We start from the raw sequence: 13284 nt of genomic DNA on the forward strand, positions 1-13284 counted from the left end.
CCGGTTAAAAAATAGATAATGTTAAAAAGAGGCGTAACCTGCTGTTTGTACCAACAACCTGTTATTGGTTAATGTGGTACGGTCAACCGGCCAAAACAGCGCATAAGCCTGCGATGCCGGTAATGTGGTATGTTCATACACAAAACTGTCGCCCGCCCGGCGCAAATCATACCAGCGCTTACCTTCAAATACAAACTCAAAGAAACGCTCCTGCAAAATGGCTTCTGTAGGGTTAGCATCAATGGTTTGATTAGGGAATCCCTGCGTGGTAGCATCATAATTAGCACCAAAAGCTCTTGCCCTTACCAAATTGAGTTCTGTTACCGGCGACTCGCCTAATGCTACTTTAGCCTCGGCAAGCATCAGCAGTAAATCGGCGTAACGGTAAATTGGGAAATCATTGGTAATAAGCCGTGCACCCGCGTTTTGCTCGCCCTGGTATTTATCTGTAAAACATCCGGCAATTTTAAAAGTACCATCAGCCAATTTTTGATAGGCTGGTTGAATGCTGGCCAGCTTGCGGCTATCCTTATCGTTAAAAGCCCTGAAAGCGGCTATCCTAACCGGTGCCCTGAGCAACCCGCCCCAGTTATCAATAGTAGGCGAAAACTGACGATTGGCCAATGAATCATAAAAATTGGAGATCAGGCCGCTTTGTGGTACAAAACTGCTTTGCACAAATGACATTGTTGCCTCGTTAAACTGGTAATGGCTTACAAATATCATCTCGTTATTGCCTTTGGTAGTTGTGGCAAAAACATCGCTGTATTTAGGCAGCAATTGCAGGGCAGGCACATTAGTTTGAATATCAGTCAATGCCGATTTGGCTGTAGCAGCATCCGCGGCAGCATTACCACGATGGGCCGTCCACAAATAAACATCGGCTTTTAGCATCAGCGTAGCCGATTTTGACCAGTACGATTTCAGGTTTCTGAAAGAATAATCCGATCCGAAACTGCTTACCGATTTATCGATATCAGCTTTAATCAATGCCAATACATCAGCCGCTGGTGAAGCCGCCTTAGCCAGGTTGGAGATGTTAAGCGTTGAACCCGAAGTTGGCTCGGTTTGGATGATTACATTTCCCCAGCTGCGGTATAATTGGAAATAGTAAAAGGCACGCATGCCATAGGCGATACCCAAATAGTAATTCTTATTTGTGGCCGATACAATATCGGTACTATTCAGTTTGCTTATCAATAAATTAAGCTGGTTGATATTGGTATAAAAACCACCAAAGCTGCTTATGCCGGGATTATCCAGGTTTAGGTTTTGAGTCCAGAGACGTTCAAAACCCTGAGTAGCCTCGCCGGTAAAAGTGCCGTTAGTGCCGGGATCTGTCGCGAAGATATCTGCGCGCATCTCGCCCAGGGTTTGGAAAGCGCTGTTATTAGCCCTGAACTGTGTGTGTACGCCGGCTACAAATGAATCAAACTGATCGGCAGTTTTCCAAAAGTTACCATCGGTAACACTGCTTACCGGTGCCAGATCAAGTTGCTTCCGGCACGAGCTCGACAATCCCAGGATCAACAATCCTGCAAAGATGACTATAGTATATTTTTTCATTTCGAAATATTTTAAGGTTAGAATGATGCCTGAACACCTACTACAAATGATTTAGGGGTTGGATAAGTACCCTGGTAAACTCCGGTCAGCGCTCCGTTTGACACAGGTGCCTCAGGCGTCGGTCCGCTGAATTTTTTGATATAGAAAAGGTTGCTGCCACTGGCGAACAAACGCACTTTAGACAGGAACTTAGTTTTATTAAGCAATGACGAGGCAAAATCGTACGACAAGGTTATTTCACGACAAGCCAGGTAGTTCCCGCTCTCATAAAAATTGGAGTTATTGCCGTTTAGTACCGCACTGGCATTATTGCCCCTCGTATAGTTTTGCTTAGAGCCAACCACTTGGTCGGCATAGTAAACTTTGGGTATATTGGTATTGGTGTTGGTTGGCGACCATGCCTGTTTTTGAAGGTCGATGTAGTTAAAAGTGCCCTGGTAATTACCCAAAGTACGTGCTACAAGGTCATTATAAATAGTATTACCTAAAGTATATTCAAACCTTGAGTATAAAGAGAACGCTTTGTATGATACATTCACGTTGAAGCCACCAGTCCATTTAGGGTAGATATTACCAAGGTATACCTGGTCGCGAGAATCGATGGTATCATTCTTATCTACATCCTGCCAGTTTACATCACCCGGGGTAATATGTCCACCTTTGCCTGCTGCCAGGTTAGGGCCGGTGATGCCTGCAACGTTATCTACGCGGTTGCCCGCTTTGGCTGCGACATCGGCAGCATCTTTAAATATAGATACCTGTTTGTATCCATAAATCTGGCCCAATGGCTGCCCTTCCTGGATACCACCTACCCAAATAACCTTACCCGATTTAGGGTCATACACCTGTAAACCGCCCTGCCGGTTGTTTTCGTTACCGTTATATGGCAGCTTTAAAACTTTGTTTTTTACATATGAAGCGGTCGCGCCTAAATCAATCCGCAACCCATTTGGGTTGTTGATCACGTTGGCTTTTACTGTAAACTCGTAACCTTTATTTTGTAAAGTGCCCAGGTTGGTTTGAATGCTCGAAAAGCCGGTATAGCTTGGCAATGGCAAACTGGTTAACAGGTCGCTGGTGATTCGGTTATAGTAATCGAACATGAAGCTTACCCTATCCTTAAAGAAACCGATATCGGCACCAACATCTGTAGTGCGGCTTTTTTCCCACCTTAAGTTGGCGTTGGTTAAACCTGTGTTCAGGAAGCTGCCCTGCCCATTGTATAATGTTTGAGCGGCATAAACACCCTGCACATCGTAGTTGCCTAAGCCCGCGATATTTCCGTTTGAGCCATAGCTTGCGCGAGGTTTAAAAGTTGAGAATATTTTATTAAGCCCCCATTTTTCAAAAAATGCCTCGCGACCAAGATTCCAGCCTGCAGATACACCGGGGAAATAACCTATCCGGTTGCCCGGTGCTAATTGCGAAACACCATCTTCCCTCAATACAAAGGTTAACAGGTACTTGCTGTCATAAGCATAATTGATCCGTGTAAAGGTCGAAATGATCCGGTTTTCGGCCTGGTTACTGTAATTACCACCAACAGCAAATAAAGTGGATGCATTGGCTGTTGATATATTATCCGTAGGCGCATTGGTACCATCTACCTGGATGCCCAGCGCTTTCTGATCGTAATATTCGGCACCTATCATGGCGCTCAGATCATGCTTGCCAAATGATTTGGTATAATTCAGGATAGCATTATAGGTTTGTTGAAAGTTGCGGGAGTAACCTGCGATAGATTCCCGGCTGGTACTGCTGTATGATGGCGGGTTGGCAAACAAAGTAGCATAAGTTTGCGTAGCCTGCTGAAACGACTGATTAATTTGCTGGTTGAGGTAACCACTGCCCGACACCTTGAAAAACAAGCCCGGCATAATATCCCACTTAACAGCGGCATTAGCTACGATCCTGTCAACTTCGTTACTGCGTTTAAGCTTACCCAACCAATATAGTGGGTTACCATCACTGATGCTATTACCAGGATTAGGCTGCGTTTTAGCCGCGTCCAACCAAGGGTTAAAAGTTGGCCATAATGCCAATGTGCGGTACAGCGAGTTCACATCGCCGGCCGGCGCACCTAATTGCGATGAGGTTGAAAGGGTTACACCGGTTGATACCTCAACATTAGGTTTTACTTTGTACGAACCGTTAAAATCGCCGGAGTATCGGTTATAGTTAGAACCAACTATAACACCATCCTCGTTGTAATAATCCAAACTGGCAAAGTATTTTCCTTTATCGTTACCACCAATAGCGCTCAGGTAATGATCCTGCGTACGGGTATTTCTGAACAATACGTTTTCAACTTCCTTACTATGATCTTTATAGATGATCTTATTGCCCGGATTGGCGGGATCATCCATGTCCTGCCAGCCTTGCGATAGCAGGTTTTGATTTGCCGCTGTTTCGGCACGGATATCAAAAGACGCAAGGTTCGCGGCATCCGTCAGCAAACCGTACCCGCGGGTAGCATTGATCTGCGCCAGTGTACGGCCAGAGTTTACGTTGCCTAAGCGATTATAGTAAATATAATCGCCGGCGTTCATGTAGTTATAGCCCTGGCGCTGGCGGTTAAAACCTTCGGTGAATTTATAGGTCACCTGCGCGGTTCCGTTTTTGCCTTGCTTGGTGGTGATCAGTATTACCCCGTTATTGGCACGCGCACCGTAAATAGCGGTAGAAGCGGCATCTTTTAACAGATCGATTGACGCGATATCATCTGCCGGGATATCATTATAAGCCCGGATAACCCCATCTACCACCACTAATGGGGCACCCGGACTATTAATAGATGCGCCGCCCCTCAACACAATCAGCGGAGTTGCACCGGGAGCACCACTACTATTAACTACCTGTAAGCCGGAAACGGTTCCCTGCAGCGCGCTGCCAATGTTCGCCCTCGGCGCGGTTGCCAGCACTTTATTATCTAAAGTAGCGATAGCGCTGGTTACGCTTTTACGTGATTGCGTACCGTAGCCTACTACCACTACTTCGTTAAGAGCTTTATTATCCGGCTTAAGCGCCACGTTGATAGTTGTTTGCTGCCCAACAGTAATTTCCTGTGTTCCGTATCCCATAAAACGGAAAACCAATACATCATTTGGCGATGCCTGGATAGTGTAAGTGCCATCGGCCTGTGTTGGGCCGCCTTGGGTTGTGCCTTTAATGGTTACGCTCACACCCGGCAGCGAGCTATGATCGTCATCGGCGGTCACCTTGCCGCTGATCTTTCTTGTTTGCGCCTGAACAACCATAAAAAGCAATAAGCTCAGTATGGTCATCATGCCTTTTTTTAGGGTAAAACTTTGGTTCATATTTTATTGATTATTTTGTATTATGTATGACATAATACAATTATGAAGTTTTAATTTTAATTTTGCAAATCAATCCGATAAAATATTTTTCGGCTGATTTACTGAGTGTTTCAAATACACTAAATGAATTAGGGTATTATTTACGGTTGATTTGTATGTTTGCAGGGAAAGAAAAAATGAAGAGCAACGGCCTTATTCAAAGCATAAAAAACATTGACACCAGTTCGCTGGTAGACCGGGTGGAAAAGAACCTGGTTGAACTGTTTATTGAAAAAAAGTTTAAGGTTGGCGATCCCATTCCGAAGGAACTGGAATTGGCTGATGCGCTCGGCGTAAGCCGCACCGTAATCAGGGAAGCCCTGCTGAGGTTAAGGCTGATGGGGCTGATAGATTCAAAGAAAAAACGCGGTGCGGTACTTACAAGTCCGGATTTGGTTTCCATCCTCGAAAAAAGTATGAATCCTGAAATTCTTGACAAGTCTACCTTAAAAGAAATTTTTGAGATGCGGCTGGCACTGGAGATCGGAATGGCAGATTTTATTATTGAAAGGGTAAAGCCGGAAGACATTGCCGAGCTGCGCGCAATTGTTTCGGTAGAGCCATCTGCTTCCCAGGCCGCCATTTTTGATGTTGAGCAGGAGATCCGTTTCCACGGGAAGCTATACGATATCACCGGTAACGAAACCCTTCGCAAATTTCAGAAAATGCTGCTGCCGGTATTTGATTATGTACACCAGAGCGGCTTACTGAAAAAACCGGTAAAGCATAAAAAGTTCGTATCGCACGCCGGGCTTATCGATCTGATTGAAAAAGGATCGGCCGAAATGCTCCGAAACGGCATGCGTAATCATTTGGAAAACCACTTTGCCAGGCTTTTTGAATAAAAGGTCGATGTAGTCGATGCATATAATATACCCGGACACCACGAAAAAACTGGCACCCTCCCCAGATTTCTGTGATTGTTTTTGAAAGAACATCTGTAAGGTTTAAATACTGACAAGTTTGGCTTCGCCGTCAATATAAAACAGAATTCTAAGGTCTTGTAAGCTTTGCAGTTATTTACTTGTCTAAGTTTACCCACTCCCCTAAAGTAGAAATGTAATCCCAAATTTCAAACGGCTTTACTGCTACAGAGTTGCTTCAAATTCTTTATCTTTCTTTAAATCAAAAAACTATGCATCACGAAAAGCACTTGAAAAGCTCAGATACCATTCGCGATATTGTTATAGGCATGTCTGACGGGTTAACGGTTCCATTTGCCCTTGCCGCGGGTTTAAGCGGTGCTATCAACGCCTCGGGAATAGTTGTTACCGCGGGACTTGCAGAAATTGTTGCCGGTTCGATAGCTATGGGACTTGGCGGATATCTGGCCGGAAAAACAGAGATGGATCATTACCGCTCTGAGCTAAAACGCGAATATGATGAAGTTGAACGAGTGCCCGATCAGGAAAGAAAAGAAGTGATGGCGATATTTGCAGGTTTCGGCTTATCCGGTGAGCTGCAACTACAAATAGCCGACGAGATGTCAAAAGATAAAGACAAATGGGTTGACTTTATGATGCGTTATGAACTTGGTTTGGAAGAGCCTGGCACTAATGCAGCAACCAAAAGTGCCATTACTATAGGGCTATCTTATATAGCGGGAGGTATAATTCCTTTATCCCCTTATTTTATGATCAGCACTGCAAGTACGGCGTTGCAATACTCCTGTGTTATAGCACTTATTTGTCTGTTCGTATTCGGCTATTTCAAGAGCAGGGTTACTGGTCAGCCGGTTTGGAGCGGCGCGGTTAAAGTAGCATTTACAGGCGCTATGGCGGCCGGTGCGGCCTTCGCAATGGCCCGATTGATTGGTGGGCACTAAAAACGACAAAATATGAATAAGCTTACTTCTGTTAGAAAGGATATGGATCACTCTCCCAAAAACAAACGTTATTCGTCCCGGTTGCGTTTATGGCATTGGCTTAACGCACTTGTTATAACCGGTTCATTGCTTACCGTGCTGATCAATTCAACAATTTTAGATTCTAAAAATGCATCACCGTTAATTATCTCGGCCTTAGCCAATAAACAAGTTAACGTAAATAACAATCAGGCCCGTGCTGTAGCGCATGACCTTGCCGATAAAGTTTGGGAATGGCATACGTATTTTGGCTTCGCATTGGCCGCACTGTTTTTATTTCGGCTTGGTTTAGAGTTTTTCCAGCTGGCAGAGAGGAAGCTGAGCCATAGCATTGCAAAAGCCTATCGCCAGTTTTTTATAATCAAACAGCAAAGAGAATTGGCAGGGCACGAATTTTGGGTAAAAACGATCTACGCTGCATTTTACCTGGTATTATTCATATCTGTTATTACAGGTTTCGATTTGGCCTTTGAGGATGATTTTCCGGCACTCCGTAAATTTCATTTTTTGAAGGAAATACATGAACTTAATATGTACCTTATTCTTGTGTTTATCCTGGTGCATCTGGCCGGTGTATTCCTGGCCGAACGAACCACGAAAGATAAAGGCATTATATCGGATATGATTAACGGAGGCAAGCAGTCTTGAATTAAAATCTCCTGCCCAAAATCATTTTAATAATGCACTTGTCAGTTGCTTTCGTAAAACCATAGCCAACACCTGCGTTAAACTCCCAGTTAGGATTAAAATCAAGATCAGTTGCAACAAATAACTGGTGTTCCTGCTGCTGGATAGGATCATAATGAAAAAATGGACCTGTACTGCCATAGTACTCCAACCCTAAGGCCACTATCTTGGTTACATTGTAGCTGCCCTTTAAGTTTGGGGAAAAGGTAAGGCCGATATGTTGATCGGGGCCGGCGAAACTTTTATCCATGGTTGGGTTAAAGGAAACATACCACTTATTCCACTGTTTATCGATAATTGGCCTTATCTCCAATGAACAGGTGTTAGCATCAAAAGCGCTTTTCTGAAAACCAAACTCGGTAGAGATACTGACGCCAACGGGCCAATCCCAGCTTTTTGGAGCCGCTACGCGGGGCCGGATATGTGAGCCGACATAAGCGGATCTTCCGCCGCTACCTACAGAATTAAAGAAATAAAAACCAGTCTCGAACCAGGGTGTCCAGCCATGTGTAATCTCAATGGTTTCGTGTTCAACATGGTTGGTTGGCAATTGCCCGCTGGATGAAATCGTTTTGCTGCCGCTGAGGGTGTTGTTGCTGTGCAGCTCAATCATGGTTCGGTCTTGTGCCACTGTTTCGGAACCATAAACCTGTATTTCATAGTTGTCCTGGGCTTTAAGTATCGCGGTGCTACAAAAAAGTACCGCGAACATCAGTAATATGTGTTTCATTAATCAATTTAATGGTTAGCTGTGCAGGAAAATTAGGCAGAGACTTTGTAGCAAAATGGTAGTTCGGGGGCTACCGGATTTCATGTTCACTTCAGGATTGCTACAATTTTTTAGCGTAATTTTATTTGTTAATCTATTAAAAATTGAAACTACTGGTCATTGAAGATGAGCCTGTTTTGCTGGACAGTATCAGCAACTATTTTTCGGGTGATGGTAACATATGCGAAACGGCCACCAACCGCGAAGCCGCCATGGAAAAGATTGGGCTGTATGATTACGATTGTATCCTGCTTGACATTGGCCTGCCTGATGGTAGTGGGCTTGATGTGATAAGATACATGAAAGAAGTGGGTAAAGACGAGGGCGTACTCATTATTTCGGCACGGAACTCGCTTGATGACAAATTATCAGGCCTCAACCTTGGAGCCGATGACTATATTGTAAAACCCTTTCACCTGGCCGAGTTAAAAGCCCGCATCATGGCAGTATACCGGCGTCGGGCATTTAACGGTGTACACATGCTGCAGTATGAGGATATTATTATCAATCTTGATGCTATGGACGTACGGGTAAATGAACATCAGGTGATACTTACACGAAAGGAGTATGATATGCTGCTTTATTTTATTGCCAACAAGGGCAAAGTAGTAACCCGTAATGCTATTGCCGAACATTTGTGGGGCGATAATATCGATCTGGCCGAAAGCTTTGACTTTATATATACGCATATCAAAAACCTGCGCAAAAAGCTCCTTGACCATTCCGGGAGGGATTATTTCAAAGCCATTTATGGTATAGGTTATAAATTTAACTGATGAAGTTAGCCACACAATATACCCGTGTAAGCATGCTGACCTCGCTCGTTGTTCTGTTGATAGCCGGCGGGATCTACTATTTTGCAATATCCTATATAGCCGACAAGCAGTTTGACCGTGACCTGGCAGAAGAATTGGGAGAAATGAATGAGTTTATTCAGCAACATCATCGCCTGCCCAAACCTTTTGAGTTTGATAGCTATCAGGCCAAATTTGAACCTGTAGGGCAGATGATGGCCCCGCCGCGATTAACAGACACAATCATCAGCTCGGGCAGAGCATCAAAACCTGTGTCGGCACGTGCTATTATCGCCATAGTTCGCCTTGACAAAACTAATTACCGGATGACCATTGTGGAATCAAAGGAAACCACAGATGATCTGGTTCAGATCATTTTTCTGATCACGATATTACTGATAGGCCTCTTGCTGCTGGCCTTGTTATTGGCAAACAGGTTTTTACTAAGGGGACTTTGGCAGCCTTTTTACCATTTACTGGATAGGCTGCTTGCATTCTCACTTACGGGGAAAGGTGGAAATAGTGTACCAGAAACCAATGTTGACGAATTTCGGGAACTTCAGGCGGCTATTAGTGCTATGGAAGAGAAAGCCGGTTTAGAATACTTAGCCCTGAAGGCTTTTACCGAAAATGCTTCGCATGAAATGATGACCCCTATAGCCGTGATCACATCAAAGCTGGATAATCTGGTACAGGACGAAAGTTTAACAGAAGAGCATCTGGCCCAGCTCCAGGATATTTATAACGCAGGGAATAAACTTTCCAGGTTAGGTCAGTCGCTATTGCTATTGGTGAAAATAGATCATCAGCTTTTCAAGGATGCCGTAGAAGTTCACCTTGAGCCGGCTCTTGCCGACAAGGTTGGACAGTTTGCAGAGATCACCTCTAAAAAATCCATTGTCGTGACTTCAAAGACCGAATCAGTAATTGCAACTGCCAGTCCTTACCTTATAGATATTTTATTGAATAACCTGCTTGGTAATGCTATAAGACATAACAACAATTATGGCCAGATAAGAATCAACCTGAACAAAGAACGGCTTAGCTTTGCCAACACCGGGGCACCAGACAAGCTTGATGCCGATAAAATATTTGAGCGATTTGAAAAAAGCCCTGCATCCGAAGGTACAGGGCTTGGTTTAACTATAGCTCGTAATATCTGTGAAGGTTATAATTGGAAACTTGATTATAGTTTCGATAATCCATATCATACTTTCACCATCAGGTTTTGATTAACGAACGGCACTGAGGTCGTCAACAAATTGCTCCGGTGTTTCATTCGGGAAGCCATCCCAAGTCTTTAAAACTTTACCGGTTTCATCAACCAGCAGCGTGTAAGGGAATTTTCCTTCAGCATTATATTTATCAGCCAGGGCCTCGTTCAATTTTACTTGTTCGTTGCTGGGTTGATTTTTCTTTTGCCGTGGAAAGTCGGCCCTTACCAGCACCAGGTGATCTTTCGCGTAAGCTTCAAATGTTTCAGTTTCCAGTATCTCGCTACGTAAACGGATACATGGCCCACACCAGTCGGAGCCTGAAAAATTAATAAGGATCCGTTTGTGCTGTTGAGTAGCTTGATTTTTTGCCGCGCTGAAATCACCGAGCCAGCTCATACCCGGCGTAAACAATAATGCGATATAAATAAATAATAGTTTCATAGTTTTAATTATTTAAAGCCAAGACTTAAAGAAACAACATTGGATGCCAGCCCGGTAGTTTGCTGATAGTGTCCGTACCGCAATTCAAGTTCATGCAGGCTTTGCCAACCGGCTACACCTTTTGGAGGCGATAACCTGATTCCTGCGCCGAAGAAATTGGCATGAAATTGGGCATACTCGTAATTGCTTGTATAATACGTATCAGTTGGTGCATGGGCCTCATATGGCGCGAAATATTTTGCAGCCGTTTGGTCATAATACCGGTAAAATGGCGCGATAGAAAAGAACGGTGAAATCTTTACCGGCACCTCAAGATTGATAGTATTAGAGTGGGTACCCCAGTTATCGGTATAAAAGCGATAATAAGTGCGAATGATAATTCGGTCGCCCAGGAAATAATTTGCCCTGAAACCTAAAGGCAACTTAAATCTCGACGACGGAAGGTGTTCGATGGTATCCCTACCTGTGTTAAAGTAAACCCGGTGAAAAGGTAAGCTCAGGTAGCCATTTTGGGTAACAACATCTGCAAGAAACATGATCTGTAACCGGGGATTGATGATCTGACTATAGGAGAATGATGCGCTGTAGGTATTTCGTGGTGAAGATGGTATACTTGATTTAGTCTCGCTGCCATCGGCACTGAGTGTTGATGTACGCCCGCTGGCCGTAGTGATAACAGTAGCGCCGCCCGTGGTAGTTGTTGTAGATGTTGGGATAAACTCCGATGGGTAGATCAATCTTACCTGATCAAAATATCCCTGTAGCTTTACACCAAATTCGCCCATCTTATTAGCTGTTTTTGCCGAAAAATGCAAATCGGCTCCTATTGATCTGTAGTTATATTCGGAAGAAATATATGTCCCAACCCCAAAACTGGTACCTTTCTTTTCGTTTTCGCTTGTCCAATCCACCGAAGGGTAAATTCTGCTGCCACCGGTACTTGAAGCTCCGGATTTGTTGATAAATGCCTGCGAGGCCGAGGTATGGTGATCAAATCCCAAACCGGCATCAATGGTGTTTTTATGTTGGCCGGGACCAGTCCAAACCAACTTGAGGTTGATCCCGTTTGAAAGGTCTGTTACATGCTCAGTACCAATGCCTCCGGTTACGGCAGAGTGATTGCCATTCTGCAAATAATAACTTGAAACAAGGTTTACTTCCTCTACGCGCAGTGGCTTGGTTTGATATCCCGAATTGTCGGCAGTGGAAGGAGGTTCCGCAAGGCTGAATACCTTTTTCGCGGTATCCGTTTTCATTACCTGGGCATAAGCGTTTATCCGGCAAAGCATGGCAAAACCGGCCGCGGTTAAAAATATCTTCTTCATATTTTTCCGCGTTAGTTACAACCACACCCGCCACCTGTTTTTCCTGCATTGGCACCAGAGGCTCCTTCGCGATAGGATTGAAAGTTTAGCTCATTTCTCTCGGCTTTACGATTGGCCAAAGCCATTTCGGCATCATTCAGTTTGTTTTTTTGGTATTCACGTACGTGTACGCATGCCGACGTTAGCGAGCATATCAGTAGTGCTATCAATAATTTAATTAGGTGCTTGGTCATATATGTGCTTGAAATTATTAAGGGATTAATTCAAATGAATATTATGGGAAGTGTAAATGCAGTTGTAATCGTCTATAATGATTGCCTCCATATCCTGCAGCTGATTGATCAGGTTAAGGCCGGCGCTAATACCCATTACCATAACCGGCGTAGCCATGGCATCAGCAAGCTCGGCGTGAGCAGTAATAATGGTTACGCTTTTAATGCCCGTTACCGGCAGACCTGTACGGGGATTAATAGTATGGGAATACCGTTTACCATCAATAATTGCAAACTTTTCGTAGTTACCAGAAGTGGCAACTGCCAGGTTGCTCATTTCCAAATAAGAAAAAACTTCGCTTGACCAGTCGGGGTTGGCTATGCCTACTGTCCATGGACGGCCATTAGCCTGAGTACCCCAGGCACTCAGATCGCCGGAGGCATTTACTACCCCACTTTGAACGCCCATTTGCTGCATGACGGCTTTAGCGCGGTCGGCCGCGTAGCCTTTCCCGATACCGCCGAAGCCCATGCGCATACCTTTTTCTTTCAGGAAAACCGTACTGTTGGTTTCATCAAGCACAATATTCCGATAATTGATAAGCCTGACCATTTGCGCTGCCGTTTGCCTGTCAGGTAATGAGGTTAGCCCCTGGTCAAAATTCCAAAGACGTTTATCTATCGAACCATAGGTAATGTCAAATGCCCCCTGGGTTATGGAAGAGATACGGATTGAACGGTGGATCAGCTCAAACGTTTCACGACTAACTTGAACAGGAGCTATACCGGCTGCTTCGTTAACGCGTGCAGTTTCGCTGTCATCACTGAAAGTAGTGAGTAGCCTTTCAATCCTCCGGATTTCTTCGATGCCTGCGGAAATACAGTTATTTGCCCATATTGTGTCGTCTGTAACTACGCTCAGTTGAAAACGATTGCCCATGAGCTGGCGCTCCTGCTTTACCAGTTGCTCTTTATGCATAATCAGGGTGTTTAATTATACAATAGTAACTGCAGATTTTGTAGTTAAGATGAAAATGACCGGAGTATCGACGA

At 44.4% G+C, this 13284-nt stretch carries 12 protein-coding genes; 5 read left to right on the forward strand and 7 right to left on the reverse strand.

Annotation, left to right across the window (positions count from 1 at the left end; all coding sequences use genetic code 11):
- Positions 1 to 21 precede the first annotated feature (21 nt).
- Positions 22 to 1566: a SusD family outer membrane lipoprotein NanU gene (gene nanU, locus DEO27_RS11540; protein ID WP_112566153.1), complete on the reverse strand. Its 1545-nt coding sequence runs from the start codon at positions 1564 to 1566 to the stop codon at positions 22 to 24.
- Between the two features lie 17 nt (positions 1567 to 1583).
- The gene (locus DEO27_RS11545) at positions 1584 to 4883 is read right to left on the reverse strand and encodes a SusC/RagA family TonB-linked outer membrane protein (protein ID WP_223818224.1); all 3300 of its coding nucleotides are present in this window, start codon (positions 4881 to 4883) and stop codon (positions 1584 to 1586) included.
- Between the two features lie 176 nt (positions 4884 to 5059).
- Here DEO27_RS11545 and DEO27_RS11550 point away from each other — a divergent pair, with 176 nt between their 5' ends.
- From DEO27_RS11550 to DEO27_RS11560, 3 genes are all read left to right on the forward strand, one after another.
- Positions 5060 to 5767 (forward strand): FadR/GntR family transcriptional regulator, encoded by a 708-nt coding sequence (locus tag DEO27_RS11550; RefSeq protein ID WP_112566938.1) that lies wholly within the window; start codon positions 5060 to 5062, stop codon positions 5765 to 5767.
- Between the two features lie 290 nt (positions 5768 to 6057).
- Positions 6058 to 6747, forward strand: coding sequence for a VIT1/CCC1 transporter family protein (locus DEO27_RS11555; protein ID WP_112566150.1), 690 nt, complete (start codon positions 6058 to 6060; stop codon positions 6745 to 6747).
- Between the two features lie 12 nt (positions 6748 to 6759).
- A complete protein-coding gene (locus tag DEO27_RS11560; RefSeq protein ID WP_112566147.1) occupies positions 6760 to 7434 on the forward strand; it encodes a cytochrome b/b6 domain-containing protein in 675 nt (224 codons plus the stop codon).
- 1 nt (position 7435) lies between these two features.
- Here the strand turns inward: DEO27_RS11560 and DEO27_RS11565 are convergent, their stop codons facing one another.
- Positions 7436 to 8203, reverse strand: coding sequence for a transporter (locus tag DEO27_RS11565; RefSeq protein WP_112566144.1), 768 nt, complete (start codon positions 8201 to 8203; stop codon positions 7436 to 7438).
- A 143-nt stretch (positions 8204 to 8346) separates the two neighbouring features.
- Here DEO27_RS11565 and DEO27_RS11570 point away from each other — a divergent pair, with 143 nt between their 5' ends.
- Together DEO27_RS11570 and DEO27_RS11575 are read left to right on the forward strand one after the other, a co-directional pair.
- Complete coding sequence (locus DEO27_RS11570; protein ID WP_112566141.1) at positions 8347 to 9018, forward strand: response regulator transcription factor; 672 nt, start codon at positions 8347 to 8349, stop codon at positions 9016 to 9018.
- Positions 9018 to 10268, forward strand: a complete 1251-nt coding sequence (locus DEO27_RS11575) for a sensor histidine kinase (protein WP_112566137.1) — start codon at positions 9018 to 9020, stop codon at positions 10266 to 10268. Before DEO27_RS11570 ends, DEO27_RS11575 begins: the two co-directional genes overlap by 1 nt.
- On the opposite strand, the gene DEO27_RS11580 is transcribed toward DEO27_RS11575, so the two are convergent.
- From DEO27_RS11580 to DEO27_RS11595, 4 genes are read right to left on the reverse strand one after another with little or no spacing between them, the layout of a single operon-like run.
- Positions 10269 to 10694 (reverse strand): thioredoxin family protein, encoded by a 426-nt coding sequence (locus tag DEO27_RS11580; protein ID WP_112566133.1) that lies wholly within the window; start codon positions 10692 to 10694, stop codon positions 10269 to 10271.
- A gap of 8 nt (positions 10695 to 10702) precedes the next feature.
- Positions 10703 to 12019 (reverse strand): DUF3570 domain-containing protein, encoded by a 1317-nt coding sequence (locus DEO27_RS11585; protein WP_112566130.1) that lies wholly within the window; start codon positions 12017 to 12019, stop codon positions 10703 to 10705.
- Between the two features lie 11 nt (positions 12020 to 12030).
- Positions 12031 to 12252 (reverse strand): DUF4266 domain-containing protein, encoded by a 222-nt coding sequence (locus DEO27_RS11590; RefSeq protein WP_112566127.1) that lies wholly within the window; start codon positions 12250 to 12252, stop codon positions 12031 to 12033.
- Positions 12253 to 12277: 25 nt separating this feature from the next.
- A complete protein-coding gene (locus DEO27_RS11595) occupies positions 12278 to 13210 on the reverse strand; it encodes an FAD:protein FMN transferase (protein ID WP_112566124.1) in 933 nt (310 codons plus the stop codon).
- Positions 13211 to 13284 lie beyond the last annotated feature (74 nt).

The sequence above is a fragment of the Mucilaginibacter rubeus genome (assembly GCF_003286415.2).
GTDB classification, from domain to species: Bacteria; Bacteroidota; Bacteroidia; order Sphingobacteriales; family Sphingobacteriaceae; genus Mucilaginibacter; species Mucilaginibacter rubeus_A.